Source organism: Ruegeria atlantica (genome assembly GCF_013032505.1).
Lineage (GTDB): Bacteria > Pseudomonadota > Alphaproteobacteria > Rhodobacterales > Rhodobacteraceae > Ruegeria > Ruegeria atlantica_F.
The window spans coordinates 218,499-233,385 of the sequence record NZ_WQCG01000005.1; the positions used below are offsets into that span (position 1 = coordinate 218,499).

General features: G+C 65.2%; 15 protein-coding genes. 2 read left to right on the plus strand and 13 right to left on the minus strand.

What is annotated here, in order from left to right; genetic code table 11:
• Position 1: 1 nt before the first annotated feature.
• Positions 2-685 (minus strand): hypothetical protein, encoded by a 684-nt coding sequence (locus tag GOW92_RS18345; RefSeq protein WP_254453080.1) that lies wholly within the window; start codon positions 683-685, stop codon positions 2-4.
• 122 nt (positions 686-807) lie between these two features.
• Between GOW92_RS18345 and GOW92_RS18350 the strand changes: the two genes are divergently transcribed.
• Positions 808-1,134, plus strand: coding sequence for an antibiotic biosynthesis monooxygenase family protein (locus GOW92_RS18350; protein ID WP_170563002.1), 327 nt, complete (start codon positions 808-810; stop codon positions 1,132-1,134).
• 65 nt (positions 1,135-1,199) lie between these two features.
• Positions 1,200-1,607, plus strand: a complete 408-nt coding sequence (locus tag GOW92_RS18355; RefSeq protein WP_170563005.1) for a universal stress protein — start codon at positions 1,200-1,202, stop codon at positions 1,605-1,607.
• A 151-nt stretch (positions 1,608-1,758) separates the two neighbouring features.
• Here GOW92_RS18355 and GOW92_RS18360 read toward each other — a convergent pair whose 3' ends face one another.
• The 12 genes from GOW92_RS18360 to GOW92_RS18415 all read right to left on the minus strand — a co-directional run bounded on the left by GOW92_RS18360 (position 1,759) and on the right by GOW92_RS18415 (position 14,878).
• Positions 1,759-2,403, minus strand: coding sequence for a DUF4376 domain-containing protein (locus GOW92_RS18360; protein ID WP_170563007.1), 645 nt, complete (start codon positions 2,401-2,403; stop codon positions 1,759-1,761).
• 12 nt (positions 2,404-2,415) lie between these two features.
• Positions 2,416-7,695, minus strand: a complete 5,280-nt coding sequence (locus GOW92_RS18365) for a host specificity factor TipJ family phage tail protein (protein ID WP_170563009.1) — start codon at positions 7,693-7,695, stop codon at positions 2,416-2,418.
• Positions 7,695-8,102, minus strand: coding sequence for a hypothetical protein (locus tag GOW92_RS18370; protein ID WP_170563011.1), 408 nt, complete (start codon positions 8,100-8,102; stop codon positions 7,695-7,697). Before GOW92_RS18370 ends, GOW92_RS18365 begins: the two co-directional genes overlap by 1 nt.
• A complete protein-coding gene (locus GOW92_RS18375) occupies positions 8,102-8,605 on the minus strand; it encodes a DUF1833 family protein (RefSeq protein ID WP_170563013.1) in 504 nt (167 codons plus the stop codon). Before GOW92_RS18375 ends, GOW92_RS18370 begins: the two co-directional genes overlap by 1 nt.
• Complete coding sequence (locus GOW92_RS18380) at positions 8,602-8,970, minus strand: hypothetical protein (RefSeq protein ID WP_170563015.1); 369 nt, start codon at positions 8,968-8,970, stop codon at positions 8,602-8,604. Before GOW92_RS18380 ends, GOW92_RS18375 begins: the two co-directional genes overlap by 4 nt.
• Positions 8,970-11,624 carry a phage tail tape measure C-terminal domain-containing protein gene (locus tag GOW92_RS18385; protein WP_170563017.1) on the minus strand — a complete coding sequence of 885 codons (2,655 nt, stop codon included), beginning with the start codon at positions 11,622-11,624 and terminating at the stop codon, positions 8,970-8,972. Before GOW92_RS18385 ends, GOW92_RS18380 begins: the two co-directional genes overlap by 1 nt.
• A 125-nt stretch (positions 11,625-11,749) precedes the next feature.
• Positions 11,750-12,274, minus strand: coding sequence for a DUF6631 family protein (locus GOW92_RS18390; RefSeq protein WP_170563020.1), 525 nt, complete (start codon positions 12,272-12,274; stop codon positions 11,750-11,752).
• A gap of 4 nt (positions 12,275-12,278) precedes the next feature.
• On the minus strand, positions 12,279-13,091 hold the full coding sequence (locus tag GOW92_RS18395) for a hypothetical protein (protein WP_170563023.1): 813 nt from the start codon (positions 13,089-13,091) through the stop codon (positions 12,279-12,281).
• On the minus strand, positions 13,088-13,558 hold the full coding sequence (locus tag GOW92_RS18400; RefSeq protein WP_170563026.1) for a phage tail terminator protein: 471 nt from the start codon (positions 13,556-13,558) through the stop codon (positions 13,088-13,090). Before GOW92_RS18400 ends, GOW92_RS18395 begins: the two co-directional genes overlap by 4 nt.
• Entirely contained in the window at positions 13,555-14,070 is a 516-nt protein-coding gene (locus tag GOW92_RS18405; RefSeq protein ID WP_170563029.1) for a phage virion morphogenesis protein, read from the minus strand. The genes GOW92_RS18400 and GOW92_RS18405 overlap by 4 nt, the downstream gene beginning before the upstream one ends.
• Positions 14,067-14,474 carry a phage protein Gp36 family protein gene (locus GOW92_RS18410; protein ID WP_170563032.1) on the minus strand — a complete coding sequence of 136 codons (408 nt, stop codon included), beginning with the start codon at positions 14,472-14,474 and terminating at the stop codon, positions 14,067-14,069. The genes GOW92_RS18405 and GOW92_RS18410 overlap by 4 nt, the downstream gene beginning before the upstream one ends.
• A complete protein-coding gene (locus GOW92_RS18415; protein ID WP_170563035.1) occupies positions 14,471-14,878 on the minus strand; it encodes a hypothetical protein in 408 nt (135 codons plus the stop codon). The genes GOW92_RS18410 and GOW92_RS18415 overlap by 4 nt, the downstream gene beginning before the upstream one ends.
• Positions 14,879-14,887: the final 9 nt, after the last annotated feature.

Here is a 14,887-nt window from a genome sequence, read left to right on the forward strand (position 1 = left end):
TTTAGAATGTATTCCAGATAGCCAGCCTGATGCCCGTATTTTTGCGGGCATCGTTACGCTCCAGGCCCAGAACCCATGTGGTGGGGCTGTTCGGTGTACGTATCATGACCGAAGGCCTGATCCGCCAGTGTAGTGGGCGGTCGCTTTGATACGCGGTTTCGATCTGTAGTAGGGGGCTCACTAAACGTGGGGACGACATGCCTGCAGTCAGGTCCAGCTTGCGATAGACCGCATCATGCGTTCGAAATTCCAATGCGGCATCAATGGCAAACCAGCCATTGCCCCAGCCTGTTTGAAATCCTTGCCCATACGACAATGTGGCTTTGTACACCGCCCAAGTGCGCATCTGGCGATGGTGGGCGCCGATTGCAATTTCAGCTGCAAGACGCCCTGCGTTGTCGAAATTGGCGACGGGCAGGCGCGCAAATACCAGAGCGTGTCCAAATAAATCACGGTGTTCTTCGACGTCCAGACCAAGCGTTAGCTTTTCGCGCAATCCGTACTCGGCGTAAAACGATCCTTTGTAATCGTATCCGTAATCCGGTTCCTTAAACGCCGTTACAGCGGTGGAAACAAAAGCCGTACCCTTGTCCCGCAACCAAGCACCGGACCAGGCTGGTGAGGCTGCCAACAACAAGATAAAAATGATTGAAACCCGCCGCATCAGCGTAGCATCCGCCAGCATGGTTAACGGATCGTTAGGATTTCGTCTGATTTTCGCAGGAACTCTATGCCGCTGAAAAGCAAAGGAAACACAAGACCTTTTCAAAACTATGCTAAGTTTGAAAAAGACAAAGGAGAATCCAGATGCCGAAGATTGCCAAAGACACCAGCGTCCAGACAGTTATCACGACCTTTGAAATGACCCCCGGCACTTGCCAGGACCTGCTGGAAGCTTTGACGGAAGCCTACTCGGAATTTATCTCGAAGCAGCCCGGATTTGTTGCCGCGGGATTGCACGTGAATGACGCCCAGACGCGGATCGCCAACTATTCACAATGGGAACGCCGCGAGGATTTTCTGGCAATGCTGCGCACTACAGAAATGCGAAACCGCAATCGTCAGATCAACGAGCTGTGCAAAAGTTTTGAGCCCGTGATGTACGACGTGGCCGAGACATTTGGTGGAGCGTGATCTGAATCAATGCCTAATCGGCTGAATTGGTGCAGGATCCAGATGTGAAAACGGAGGTGCGCGTCATGTATCACAACATTCTTGTCCCCATTTCCTTTGATGCCGAACGGGATATCTCAGGGCCATTGAAACTGGCCGAAATACTGGCGACGCCGGATGCGCAGGTCACGCTGCTGCACGTGGTCGAGCATATTCCGAACTATGCCATATCCTACATGCCGCCTGAGTATCTGACCGAGGCACGTAAGGCTTTGCAGATGGAACTGGACACACTCGCAGAGAAACTGCCCAACGCCAAAGGCGTTCTGGTCGAGGGGCATTCCGGCCGGACGATCCTTGACTGGGCGGATGAGCATAAACCGGACCTCATCATCATGGCGTCTCATCGCCCGGGGATGCAGGATTTGTTGCTGGGTTCTACGGCCAATCATGTGGTACGCCATGCGGCCTGTGCCGTTCACGTAGTGCGCTGATCGGGCCAGATATCAGTTGGGGCAAGGCGCCATGCTTTGCCAAATCCGCCGTTTAGAACGGCGTCAGAAACTGTAGCGCGCCACAATTATTGATCAATCCGCGACAGTTTTGTGATAAATCCGGGTGATTTTGCGCCGGAAATTCTGAGCATTAATCGTCGATATCCGGCCACCCTGTGGTGACGTCGATGGCGTTGATCTGTTCGGGAGTTGTTGCGCTGTGGATTGCGTCCTTGAGGGTTCGGGCGCGCATGCGCCGTGCGTCGCGCCACTCTGACAGGGCGGTGGCGAGGCCGATGATACCGGCGGCGGTCATGGGGATCCGGTTGTTGTCAACATCGATCCAGACAACGCCTTCGGGCCAGCTTGTTGTCTGGGTGGCGCGCAGTGCGGCGATGGCAATATCGGCGGCGCTTTCTCCATCTCCCTGCCAGGAGCGGTTGTCATAGGTGAAGGTGATGCGGTTGGCGAGTTCGGAGGCCAACTGGTCCTGTTTGGCCTTGCGGGCCTGTGCACAGGCGGTGCGGGACGCTTCTGCCAGGATGTCTTCCCAGGAGGGCTTGTCCGGTGCTGCGCCGTCTGTCTCGCCATAGAGCTCCGGCTGGGCCGCGGCTGCGAACTCTGGTGGGTTCCAGGAATAGGTGGACCACATGTCTTCGGTGACGGTTTGGGGCGTATTCATGCCTTCAGGGAACGCGGTCCAGGGCAGGATGCCGTGAGGCAGGCCTTGGCCGCTGTTTGCGATGAGCGCAAGCAGGGCCTGGGTGAATGCGTCATAGTGCAGGGTCTGTGGCATATCGGGTTCCTGTCAGGCAAAGGGCCGGGCTTCACGGGCGGCGAGTGTCAGATCGGCGCGCACGTTCCACTGGGTTCTGGGGTTTCTTTCGTCCCACTTCCCGTAGCGATCCCTTGTGCCGACCCTGTTAGCAGACACCGCGTATTGCATACCGAGCCTTTTCTGGACGCCAATCGGCGTGAGGTGGGTGGGCAGGACGCCCTGGCCGAGCGTGACATGTGACGTGCGATCGGTATGAGACCATGGACGGCTTAGATTGACGAACGTCACCCCGTCCAGCTGGATCGCGACGGAGAGGGTGAACGCGAATCGAAAATCGGAATATCTGATTCTGTAAACGGGGTCGTCTTCGGAGCTACGATTTCGATAAAGGTACCGGTACGAGTAATTGCCTGGACTGACGTACAGGTTCGACAGGGTGAGCGAATACCGCATGACCTCACCTGCGCTGTCGCGCCGAACGACGATATCCGAACCTCCGTCTATGCGGGACGGAGTAAGCCATGATCCGATATAATTATTATTGCTATTGGCTACATTCACCCGCCAGCGCCCGCCCCGCGCGATATCGGCGATCAGACTGTTATCGAGATGGGCGAAGGTGATCAGTCCGCTGCCAAGTTGCAGGCCATTGGTTATTACGGCGCGATTTGCGTTCAGGTGCCTTGCTTCGATCTGGCCCGCAGCGAGTGCGTTGGCCACAAGCGTGCCGGGGATCACGGTGTTGCCGTCGATGACGTGCTCGACCGCAACCCATGCGGAACCCGACCAGGCGCGGGTCTCGGCCCATCCTCCGGCGGCGTTGGACAGCGTCACTACGTCGCCGATGACATTGTGCCCCGGCGTCGCGCGATTGGCGACGGTGTCGATCCAGCCGCGTGAGCTGATGGTCGCGCGGAAAATACCCGCCCCACGCGGGCCCCGGCTGCCCGGCTTTCCGGGCGCTCCCGGCTCGCCATCCGACCCGTCGCGTCCCGGTTCGCCATCCTGTCCATCCGAGCCGTCGCGGCCATATCTGGACCAGAGCACAGGCCTGGAGAAGGCGCTCCAGTTGCCGGAGGAGCCGGTGCGCTTGCTGGCCCAGAGGTAGGGCATGCGGGCGTTCACACCGGGGGCATCATCGAACCAGCCGTCGGGGACGTGATCATCGATACGGCGCGCCTGGGCAGTGCTGCGCGGTGTTGGTGGCCGAACCGGGCTGGAGGTGACGCGGAAGATGAACTCGGATCCGGGCCCGTCGCGTCCTGGTGGACCACGTTCCCCGTCGCGGCTGTATTTGGCCCAGAGAGCGGGTGCGGAAAAGGGGCCCCGGTTGCCGGGCCGCCCTCGACGCTCACTGACCCATTCGTATGGCTCGGACGGAGTGACACCCACCGGATCATCGGACCAGCCGGCGGATACATGATCGATCTCATCCGGCGGATCGATGAGCCGCCAGCCGCTGACGGGGGTCGCTTCATAGCGCACGTAGACGGTCTCACCCTGGCGGATGTGCCCGGCTTCAAGGGTTCGCCCGTTTGCGTCAAGGACAGCACCCCGTTGTAACGGTTCACTATCAATTTCCCGGACAATCAGCCGCAGGTGCGCGGCCGAATCCACTGGCGCGACCAGCCCAACGATCACACCGTCTGTGATCTCCGGCAGGGTGTTGTTGGCAAACCATACGTTCCAGTACAGTGCGCGGGTGTGGGGCGCGACGAAACGGCGGCGCGCGAACGGAATAACCGGCGCTGCAGGGACCTGCGGCGGAGCATTGTCTGCGGTGCGGCGGAAGATCATCTCGACCCCGGTGCCGTCCTGCCCGTCGCGCCCCGGCTCACCGTCCTGTCCATCGGTGCCATCGCGACCATCGGCCCCGGCACGCCCGTCCGCCCCGTCGCGGCTGTACTTGGCCCAGAGAGCGGGTGCGGAAAAGGGGCCCCAGTTGCCGGGCCGCCCTCGACGCTCACTGACCCATTCATAAGGCTCGGACGGACCGACACCCGCCGGATCGTCGGACCAGCCAGCGGGGACATAATCATCGGTGCGGCGCGCCTCGGCGGTATCGCGCGGCGTTGCCGGAGCCAGGGCGCTCGCGGTGCGGCGGAAGATCATCTCGACCCCGGAGCCGTCGGCCCCGTCATCACCCAGGCTTGACCAGAGCGCAGGCGCGGACCAGTTGGTCCAGGGCCCGCCACCGGTGCGGCCCTTGCGTTCAATGATCCATTGAAACCGGTTCGGCACGCTCAGGCTGAGGGGCGCGCGGGACCAGTACCGCGGCACATGGGTATCGCTGCTGTCGCCGCCCCGGGCTGGCCGCCGGGGAGCCTGATCCGTGGCGGTGGCGTAGAACGCATACTGCGTGACCGGGAGTTTGACAGCATCGGGCAGATCGACGGGGCCAAAGAATGCGGGTGTGCCGGGCACGCCATCCTTGTCCAGGGCCGCGATGGCGAAGCGCCAGCGCCCGGCGGGCGGCAGGCGTGTCTCGACCGGCAGGGTTGTGACCCGGCCATGCATGAGGGGTGTGAGCGCATCCCAGCTTTCGGCGGTGGATGCGGAACCGTAGCGCAGGGCATAGCCTGCGACGCGGGTGTTGGAAGGTGGCGTGGCGGTGAAGCGCCGGCTGCCGTCCCCCAGAAACTCGACCGCGAAGTTCCCGGGTGCCGCGATCGGGACGGTGCGGTCGCCGATGAGGCTGTGGCGGGTGACAAAGACCGCACCTGTGGGCGCGGCGCGGCTCCCCGGCGTGATCTCGATATCTATTGTGCTGCCCGGCGCATCATCTGTGTCCCAGGAGCAGATCTGCGTGGCATCCGTGATCTCCGCGACCACGCGCCAGCCATGGCTGTCCTGGGCTCGTACCGTGGCACCGCGCCATGGACCCGCGGTGGTCAGGCGCAGGGTGATCCCGATCGAGCCGTCCGGCAATGTGCGATCAGTGACCTGGGCCGAGAGCACACGCGGGCTTTGCGGGATGGGCAGCGGCAGAGGCGTGGAGAGATCGGCGCTGGCTGCATTGTGGTAGGCGGCGACCTCGTCGATGGCCTCAAGCCGGGCGCGGTTTGTTTTGGCTACCGGTTCGAACGCCACGATCCGGACCGGCGCAGGGGGCGCGTTGCCGGGATAGACCCGCCAGATCACATCCTCCGGCGCGTTCTCCTCGCCCTGCCAGTCCTCCGGCAGGGCGGTGGCGGGGCGCAACAGCGGGCCGTCGGCCGTGATCCGGCTGGTGTGCAACCGGCCATCGTCGAGGCGCAACATGGCAAACCAGGTCTCATCTTCAGGGATATCGAAGGCGCGGCCCAGATCCCAGCGCTCGGGGTACGTGTCACCTGATTCCTGTACGCCAGCCAGCCGCCCGGTGAAGCCGCCATCGATGAGACTGTGGGTGAGATAGACCACATCGCCGCGCGCGATGTTGAGCCCCTCACCGGCCATTTCCCAGGACATGCGGCGGCGGTGATAGAGTTGACGCGCGGCCTGAAGGTTGCATTCGCTGGCCGCCTGACGCCCATCGGTGACGCCCGAGAGCGTGACAGTGGCGGTGCGGCGCGGTGTGGTGACGCCGGGCATGAGGCGACGGATTGTCTGGTATTGCCAGTCCGTGTTTGGGTCGAGATAGCGCATGGCGATCTCGTCGGCGGGCTCCTTGCCTGACCAGGTGACCTCGAAACTGCCCTGGATGATATTGCCCGGGGTAACCAGCGCGGTGGCGGGTGTGGCGGGATCATCCCAGATAACACCGTATTTGCCGCTGGCCAGGGTCGGGCTGGCGCGGCCGCACTGGCAGATGGTCCGGATCACGTCATCGATCTCCATCTTGCGGTCGATCACCAGGTTGCAGGTGAGGCCCTGTTCATCGCACCAGCCCGCCCAGGCGGTGATGGCGGGCAGATCGATCAGGCTGTCGGGCTTGCCCATCCCCCAGGCCAGACGGCCATTGATGAAGCTGCCGCGCAGAAATCCCAGCAGGATCCAGGCCGGGTTGGAGGTGGCGCGCGGCCGGTGCCGCCGCGTGGGGCCGGCAGGAAAGGGCTGATGCGCGATGACATGAACCGCAGGCAGTTGGCCGGAGGCCTGGGCGGAGGCCGGCAGGCGCAGGCGGACGCGGGTCTGACCCGCATAATCGGCGGTGTCGGGCTGGAACGAGCGCAGGGCGGTCCAGGATATCTCATCCACCCTGTTGTCGGCGGTGGAAGGCGGGTGCGCACGGCGAACGCGCAGCTCCCATTGGGCGGTCGTGGCCAGGTCGATGCGGATGGTGCGGCGAATGGCATCGCGGGGCGATCCGGAGCTTTGCAGCCTGACGCGCCGCCGGGTCCATCCCTCGCGCACGCCCACCCTGCGCCAGGCGATCTCCACGAACCCGGGTGCGTGATAGGAATCGCCCGACTCCCGGTTGATCCCGAACAATCGGCCTACGAAGTCGAGATCGATGCGATGGGTTCCGGCGCTAGTGCGGCGAATGACCGAGCGGGTGTCTTTAAGATCCGCCCCCTGGACGGTATCCACATTTGCGGGCCAGGCCGGGTCGGAGCCGCGCAGGATGGTGGCGATGGCCCCGGGGAAGGATGAAAGTGGCTGATCGCCGATGCGCAGATCCTCGACTGTAAACTGCGGATTGCCCAGCCCGAAGTGCAGCATCATGTTGAGCCACTGGTCATCTCCCTCGAACTCGGTCCAGGGCCTGGCACCGAGATCGGGAAACACCCGGTGGCGGCCGAGCAGCAACAGGAGTGGCTCGTAAGGACGCGCGCGGTTGCTGCCGCCGGTCAGGGAATAATCCGTGCGCACCGGTGCGCCTGCGTTGAGCCCGTCGGGATCGCGCGCCGGGACCAGCGCGTTGATGATCAGCCCGCCCGTGAACGAGATCGCGGCCCCGGCCGCCGCTCCGGCCCAGGTGGCGGCCCCGGAGCCCGCCGCGAACCCGCCGATCTTGCCCGCGGCGATGCCCGAGGAGACCCCGGCGGTCACAATAGCCGTAACGATGGTCAGGACTGCAACAAGCGGATCGGAATCGCCACCCTGAAGGGCCGCGCGAAGTGTGAGGCGCTGGCCCGGCGCAACAGGGGTGAGCGCCCAGGCAGCCTCAGGCAGCGTGACCCCGTCAAGCGAGACGATCACCGGTGCAGCACCCCGCTCCGGCCAGATCTGCCCGAGCGCCTGCATCACCGTCATCCCCGGCTCCACCGGCAGGCTGATCTGTGGAACACGGCCCTCTGCGGTCAACGGGTGCGGCCAGAGATCGGCAAGGACCCGCCCGCATGCAGGCGCGTTGCAAAGGCCTTGCAGGGGCGTTTCATCGGCCATTACAGATCCCCTTCCTCCTTCCAGCGGTAGAGTCCCACCACCTCCAACCCGCGAGGGGGAAGCATGCGCAGCGGGTGCAGCACGGTGCCGAGACCGGCGCGCCAGTGCAGGCAGGCGGGATCTGGCAGGGCTGCATAGAGCCCGATATGATGGCCCACACCGCTGCGGCGGCCGCGCGCGCGCATCAGCACGCCGTCACCGTCCACAGGTGTCTCGCTCTTTCCCAGCGGTCGCGCCAGGCAGCCGGTGAGCGCGTCCCGGATCGCCCGGTCATTGGCGCGGATACCGCCCGGTGCGGCGGGCAAGATCACGGCCCGTCCAAACTCTTGCGCGAGTACATGGGCAACCAGCGCGGCGCAATCGGCCGCGTCCTGTCCGATCCAGCGCTGCGTCCAGTGGGCGTTCATCAGAAGAGCCCCGGGCTGGTGGCCGGATCGTGGCGCATCATCACCGCCGGGCGGCCGATCTGGGGATCAAAGCCCAGCACCGCTGTGACGTGACGGCTCTTGGCGGTGATCGAGAGCACACCCATGCTCACGTCGTAATCAGGCGCGACCACAGGGGCCAGGCCGCGGGCGGTGACCGCCATGACCCGCACGGAGATGCCATGGATGCCCGTACGCGTGGCCTGCGCCTGGTCGATCCATTGGATAATCTCGCGGCCGACATTGTCGATGGAGAGCTCGGCCGCGGGGCGGCGGCCGGGCCGGTCATCGGCGATGCGCGCGTTAAACCCTAGCGCTTTATATTTGTAGCGCCCGATCCGCCGGTCCCGCTTAGGGGCGTCATTGATGATCCGCACCCGGCGGCTGATATCCGGATGCGAGATTTCCAGCGCTGCCAACTGGGTGTCCTCGGGCGTCAGCGCCGTGCGGGCGCGTTTTGTGGCGCGGCTTGCGGGTCTGCTCATATCGTCTCCACCTCCATCTCCAGCAGCCAGATGCGCGTTCCGGCCTCCGAGGCCTGTGCCTGGTATGTGATGCCCCCGTCGCCGCCCACGACCCGCACCCGGATGGAAGCGCCGGTCTCATCGGGAAAGCGGAAGGCCCGGTGGGCGTTGGCCCTGGCCCAGTCGCGGAAGAGGCCCAGATCATTGTCAGCACTGCTCTCATCGTCACCGGTGAGCCAGGCCCGGACCTGGCGACGATCGGGCGTGGCGGTAAACCGGCGCTCCTGGCGCACCGCACCGTCGTCAAGCTCGGTGCGCTCGACCACGGCTACGGGGAGGAACTGCCGTTCGGGATCAATCGAGGCATAAGAAGGCCAGCTCGACATCAAAAGGTTCCTCCCCCGGTGCCGCCAGGCATGACCGCTTGCAGGGCCGTGCTCAATTCACCCCCGGCCGCCAGGTCCTCCAGAACGACCCCGATCACCATACGGTTGAGGTCCAGACGGGCCTGGGCCTGTGCGACGCGCTGCGGCCGGTCGCGGTGGGAGAGGTTGATCTCGACCGGCACCATTGCAGGGCCTGGCATCGCGGCCGGGCGTGGCAGGCTGAGCGCGGGAATGTCACCGCCGCGCAATCCCGGTATGCCCGGCACCCCGGCAACACCGCCCGCGTGATAGCGCGCCGCCTCGCGCAGGATCTCCAGCGCCCTTTTTTGATCGGGTTGACCGGGGTGCCCCGCCAGCAGGGCTTGCGACTGGCGTGAGGTCAGAACGGCCTCGCCTTCCATGAGCACGGTATGGACCTCACCCGGTGCCAGATCCGGCATGTATGTCTGCGCCTTCGGCACACCGCCTTCATGGAAGGAGCGGGCTTTGGGGCGCAGGGAGGTCTTTGGTGCGCTGCTGCCCAAAAAACCCGCGACGAGATTTTCGGCAAGGTCTCCCAGCAGACCGGACAGCGGGCCGGTGACGTGTTCCCGGATGGTGATCCGCGCAAGATCGGCGATGATGGAATTGGCGAGGTCCGTAAACGACGCCTTGCCGGTGGTCGCAAACCGGGTGAGCGTGTCCTCAAGTCTCTGGAAGCCCGCACCCCACGCGTCGGCCACCTCGTCGCGCGTGTCGATCGCATCCTTTGAATATTCCGCCAGCGTGTCCCGCAGGGCGGTTTGCAGCTTGCGTTCCTCTTCGCGCGCCTTTTCCAGCTTTCGGCGCAGTTTGTCCGCCTCCCGCGATGCCGCTGACGCCCCGGCGCGATCGGCCCGGTCAAGGTTGCGGATCAGTTCGTTGATTTCCGCCTCTTCCCCCGCCTTCCTCGCGGTCTCCCGGGCCTGTTTGCGGCGGCGGGCGATCTCAGCCGCGATCTCGCCCTCATTCAGACCATCCTCACGCAGCAGTCGCTCGGTCTTGTCGATCACCTTGCCGGAATCATAGAGGCTGTCCTGGCGGGCAAGTTCCACCGGATCATCTTTGTATTGCAGGCGCAGCTTTGCCTTCGCAAGCCGATCCTCTGCAGCCTCGCCGAACCGGTCCAACTGATCGGCCGCCGCCCGAATCTGATCGGCCAGTGCTTCCGCCTGGCGCGCCGCCGCCTCAAGACCCGGCGCGATATTCTCCCCGGCGGCGGCCAGTTTGAGGACATGATCCTCCGCCTCCAGGGCCTTGCGGATTAATGTTTCCAGTGCTTTTTTCTGGTCGTCGCTCTGGTCGGTTGCGGCTTCGGCAGCCGCAACCAGCGCCGCGCGCAGCTCTCCCGCCGCCTCTTTCTTTGTCTCCAGATCATCTGCGTCACGAAGCGCCTGGAGGGCTCTCACGACCCGCCCGGCCGCTTCCTCGGTCAGGCCAAGCTCTTCAGCCAGGTCCCGTTGGGCGTCGGTCGCGCGACTGGCGAGATCTTCGATGCCGCGCTCAAGCCGGCCAAACGCATCCGGCTGCAGTTGCAGCGCGATCTCCTCCAGCAACTCTCCCACGGTCGCACCGAACTTTGCGGCCGCCCCTTCAAGCTCCTTTGCATCGAATATACCGGCAAGCTCTGCCTGCGCCTTCTCACGGGTTTCCGTAACCTGCGAGACCAGATCCCCGAGCGGGGTGGTCAGCGCATCGCGTGCACGGCGGACCAGATCGGCCAGCAACGCATCCTCTTCACCGTGCCGACCCACTGTCGCGCCCTGATCGAGAGGGTCAGAGATATCGCTGATCTCGCCAATCAGGTCCCGCACGGCACGCTCCGCAGCCTGCCGCTCCAACCCCTCCTGCGCCGCGATCAGTTCGCGCGCCTGATCGGCGGCCGAGCCGTAAAGCTCCGCCAGCGCCACCACATCCCGGCGCAGCCCGGCCAGGCTTCTCAGCCGGTCGGTGGCATCGGCCAGCCGATCGGTAGCCTCACCGGCCTCATCCGCACCTTCGCCCAGATCAAGGAATGAGCCCGCCAGCGGCAGCGCTATGGCCGCGACCGCGCCCAGGATCGCGCCCAGGACACCAAAGCCGCCCAGGAGCTGCGGAAGGTTCTGACCCAGCGCCACGGCCGCCGACGTTCCGGCCGCGGTTTGCACCGCGAAATCCTGTACCTGAAAGGCCACGTTCTGCACCGCCGCCCGGCGGCCCCCGCCCGCTGCCCCGGCCCGTGCTGAAGCCTGGGTCGCCCGCTCCGTGGCCTGGGCCGCGCGTGTGGCGGCGGTGGCCTGCATATCGTGCGCCTCGGCCACCTGACGCGCGGTACGGGCCGCGCGCAGCTGCGTGGTGGCGGCCCGCGTTTCCGCACGAACCAGTTTCAGGGTCTCACGCGCCGTCTTGTCCCTGGCGCGCGCCAGGTTCAGGGTCTGGCGGGTCTCCTTGGTGCTCTCGGCGGCGACGCGTTTTTTGGCGCGGCTCAGTTCCTGTGCGGCCTGCGCTGCCTCGCGCGCCGATTGCGCCTCTTTCGCGTTGGCCTGCGCCACCTCCCGACCGGATTTTTTGATCACACCGTCCAGCCGCCTGACCTCGGCCGCCGCCGCCTTCGTGTCGGCACTTATGCGCAGGGCAAGATCGAGATCGTCGGCCATGTCTCAAAGCCCTTTCATCAGCGCGGCCCCGGTCATGACCGCGATCATCTCCTCAGCCCCACGCATCCGGCGGCGCTCGGCGGCGCGCGCATAAAGGCGCATCTGCCGCCAGGTCAGACGGCGCATCACGTCGCAGGGTCGCCCGTGTCCGGCGGCGGCGAGGATATCGAGGATGTCAGCCAGGCCCAGTGTGCGCTCAGCGTCTCCCGGCCCCGATGCTGGCCCAGAAGACGCGCGGTAAAAAAACCCGAGTTCACCTGCCAGACCGCCATCGAGAAGGCCCCGGCCTCAGGCTCGCGCACTCGCGCGATCCACTCCGCCTCCCGGCCCGTGGCAACCGCGCATATCCCGATCCAGAGATCGGCATGGCGCCCCAGCACCTCGCCCAGGCGGGCCGGCGTCATGCCCCCGTCCTCATCGATCAGCGCCGCCATCGCTTCAATGAGCGGTCGGGCCTCGGCCTGCACCTTCAGCCCGTCCAGGAACCGGAACTCCCGCACCGTCACCGTGACCGGCTTGCCGGTTTTCGGGTCGGTGATCTCCAGATCGCGATCGGGCAGCAGGATCGCCGCCTCGTCCGTGGCGGTGTCCGCAGGTTTCTTACGGGCCGGTTTCGGGGTCGGGCGTGGTTTGGTCTTACGCGGGGCCATGGGCTCACTCCTGATCCGGCTCCGGGCCATATATCACCAGCGCTTCGCCGGTCGCCGGTTTGAGAATATCCACCTGAAGCGGCAGCTGCTGTTCGGAGGTGCGGGACTTGAGCGCCAACTGGCCGTTGGGACCCACCGTGCAGCGCGGCACAAAAATGCGCTTGCCCACGCCCACGGTCGCATCCTCGATATAGCGCAGGCCAAACTCGCGCACCCGTGCCTCCGTCGAAGCGGCGCGCGTCAATGCGGGGGCGGCAGCGGTGTATGAGACAAGGGCCTGTTTCACATTTTCGAGCAGTGCATTGAACCGGATGCGCCCGGCCTCTGCATCAACCGTGAACTTGTCGTCCTTGCCTTGGGTATTGTTCAGGGCGGTCGGCCTGGCGTTGTTCGCCGCTGTTTTAGTCTTGACCGTTAGACCTTCTGTGCTGATGCCCCAGACGCCCTCGGGCCGCGCCACACTCACACCGAGCTGGTACCAGACGTCTGTGCGCACGTTGTCAATGACCTCGTCTTGCGCTTGCGCGGTCGCCGCAGCGACCGCGCTTCTGTCTCCCAGGATGTAAAGCGCGAGGTTGTCGGCCGTGATGTCGCGCAGTGCCAGGTCCATCCGCCGGGTCACGCTGCGTGGTTTGTGTACCAGCCTCTGCGCCACCGGCCCGTCACCGCTCTCGACGGTGATGTATTCCGTGCTCACCGTCACCGAGGCCGAGTCGCTGTCGCCCAGATAGCGCTCGCCGCCTTCCGGCTCGATCAGATAGAGCTCCCCGGACCCCACCACCACGTTGTTGACATGGGTACTTCTCTGTAGGGTCATGATCCCGTCTCCGTTCCTGTAGCCTTTCCGGCCTGTTTTGCGCCCGACCACCAGGTGAACTCGTAGGCGTCCTGCCAGAGCGCGTGGGATGCGGTCAGATCCATCAGATGCCCCTCGCGCCAGGCAATTGGCTCCTTCACGCCCTCCGGACACCAGCCCGCAAGCTTTGCCCGCGTGGTATCCAGCAGCGGCTGCAACGATGCCCGGGCCTTCGACCCGCCCGGATCGTTGCGCACCGGCACCGCGATCAGCACGCCAATCCGCGAAAGCACGCGGGCCGCGCCGGTCTGCCGGTTGACCGGCTTTTCCGCACCCTCCCGGAGCGCCAGCACCGTCACCAGCGGCAGGCCCTGTTTGCGGGACAGGCCCCTGAGGCTCTCCCCCACCAAACAGCCCTCAAGCCCTGGTGCGCCTTCCAGTCGCTTCGCGATCGCGGCCACCGCCGCATGCCCGGTGTCCCAGCTCATGTTGCATCGCGCCGGGTCAGCGCCTCCCGCAGCCTGAACGCCACCAGATCGGCGATATCGGCGCGATCGGTCGCGCTCACGCCCAGGAAGGGCCGGGCCGGCATGGTCACCTTCTTCGTCACAACAGCCGTTCCGTCCGCCAGCGTAAAGGCCAGTGCCGGTGCGTTTTTGGCCACGATCTCACCGCCGAACTGGTGGATCGCGCCATGGATCTTGTTGGTACCCACCGCGACCGCGTTCTCCGAGACCACCCGTGTGATCGACAGTTGCAACTGCCCGGTATCGCTCAGCGTCTTGCCACCGCGCTCACCCAGGCTCGCCCGCAGGCTCTCCACCCAGGGCGTGCCGTCCGGGTCTTCCGCATCAATGAAGCGGTGCTGCACGCCCGCCTCCAGCACCGCGCCGATCTCGTCCATCAGCACCTCAGGACTGTCCAGCACCTGCGCCGCCCGTCCCAGCGCGCCGCTGAGCGCCTCATTGTCAAACTCCATGGTGACCCGCGCGCCCGTCATGATCCGCCCCCGGAGCGCAAGGCACACGCAACAGGCCCCGCTGGTGGCACCACCGTGGTCCCGGGCTGCGCCCGGCGCGGAACCACCGCCTTGTCCACCGTTACCAGGGGCCGGCTGCCATCCCCGATCTCGCGCAGGGTCCTGCGCGCCACAGACGCCGCGCGCAGGACCTGTTTGGGGGGATCCTCGTCATAAAGCCGGGCACGGGCCAGGTCGCAGGCAATCACCGTCAGGATCGGGCAGGCTGGTACCGGCAGGTCATATTCCGCCGTCAGCGCCGTATCGATCGTGGCGGCGGCGTCATCGAGCGCCGTCGGCAGGCGCGCGGGATCCTTGCCCGCCAGGCAGGCGATCTCTTCAGACTCGAAGCGCGTCTCCAGATCCTGGCGCGTCGCGTAGCTCATGCATCCTCGCTTTCATCGCCCTCCGGGCCTCTGGACGCTTGGTATGCCGCCCAGGCCAAATCGCGCTCTTTGGCGCTGATATCTCCGAGCTTGGTTGCCGCCGCCAGTGCCCGGACCTCCGGCTTGCCCGCATTCGTCCAGTGATCGGCATTGCCCGGCTCCAGCGCCGCAATCCCGGCAGCCAGCAGGGACGCCCGGTCAGGCGCGGGGTCAGAGTTCTGCGCATTGGCCGGGGCCGTGTCTGTGGCGCGGGGCGCTTTATCTGCCACAGGTTCGGCATCCCCGTCCGCGATCAGCGCTTCGGCGATCGCTTCCGGCAGCACCACGGTGTCCCGGGCAGCATGGCTCACGCCGTCATGTTTGAGGTTGGTCCGCAGCAGGATACGGGTTTCGGATTTACTCATTTGCGCTCT

Excerpts from the sequence above, each read along its gene's own strand:
- GOW92_RS18345 (WP_254453080.1), bottom strand. The coding sequence starts at position 685 with ATGCTGGCGGATGCTACGCTGATGCGGCGGGTTTCAATCATTTTTATC.
- GOW92_RS18350 (WP_170563002.1), top strand. The coding sequence starts at position 808 with ATGCCGAAGATTGCCAAAGACACCAGCGTCCAGACAGTTATCACGACC.
- GOW92_RS18355 (WP_170563005.1), top strand. The coding sequence starts at position 1,200 with ATGTATCACAACATTCTTGTCCCCATTTCCTTTGATGCCGAACGGGAT.
- GOW92_RS18360 (WP_170563007.1), bottom strand. The coding sequence starts at position 2,403 with ATGCCACAGACCCTGCACTATGACGCATTCACCCAGGCCCTGCTTGCG.
- GOW92_RS18365 (WP_170563009.1), bottom strand. The coding sequence starts at position 7,695 with ATGGCCGATGAAACGCCCCTGCAAGGCCTTTGCAACGCGCCTGCATGC.
- GOW92_RS18370 (WP_170563011.1), bottom strand. The coding sequence starts at position 8,102 with ATGAACGCCCACTGGACGCAGCGCTGGATCGGACAGGACGCGGCCGAT.
- GOW92_RS18375 (WP_170563013.1), bottom strand. The coding sequence starts at position 8,605 with ATGAGCAGACCCGCAAGCCGCGCCACAAAACGCGCCCGCACGGCGCTG.
- GOW92_RS18380 (WP_170563015.1), bottom strand. The coding sequence starts at position 8,970 with ATGTCGAGCTGGCCTTCTTATGCCTCGATTGATCCCGAACGGCAGTTC.
- GOW92_RS18385 (WP_170563017.1), bottom strand. The coding sequence starts at position 11,624 with ATGGCCGACGATCTCGATCTTGCCCTGCGCATAAGTGCCGACACGAAG.
- GOW92_RS18390 (WP_170563020.1), bottom strand. The coding sequence starts at position 12,274 with ATGGCCCCGCGTAAGACCAAACCACGCCCGACCCCGAAACCGGCCCGT.
- GOW92_RS18395 (WP_170563023.1), bottom strand. The coding sequence starts at position 13,091 with ATGACCCTACAGAGAAGTACCCATGTCAACAACGTGGTGGTGGGGTCC.
- GOW92_RS18400 (WP_170563026.1), bottom strand. The coding sequence starts at position 13,558 with ATGAGCTGGGACACCGGGCATGCGGCGGTGGCCGCGATCGCGAAGCGA.
- GOW92_RS18405 (WP_170563029.1), bottom strand. The coding sequence starts at position 14,070 with ATGACGGGCGCGCGGGTCACCATGGAGTTTGACAATGAGGCGCTCAGC.
- GOW92_RS18410 (WP_170563032.1), bottom strand. The coding sequence starts at position 14,474 with ATGAGCTACGCGACGCGCCAGGATCTGGAGACGCGCTTCGAGTCTGAA.
- GOW92_RS18415 (WP_170563035.1), bottom strand. The coding sequence starts at position 14,878 with ATGAGTAAATCCGAAACCCGTATCCTGCTGCGGACCAACCTCAAACAT.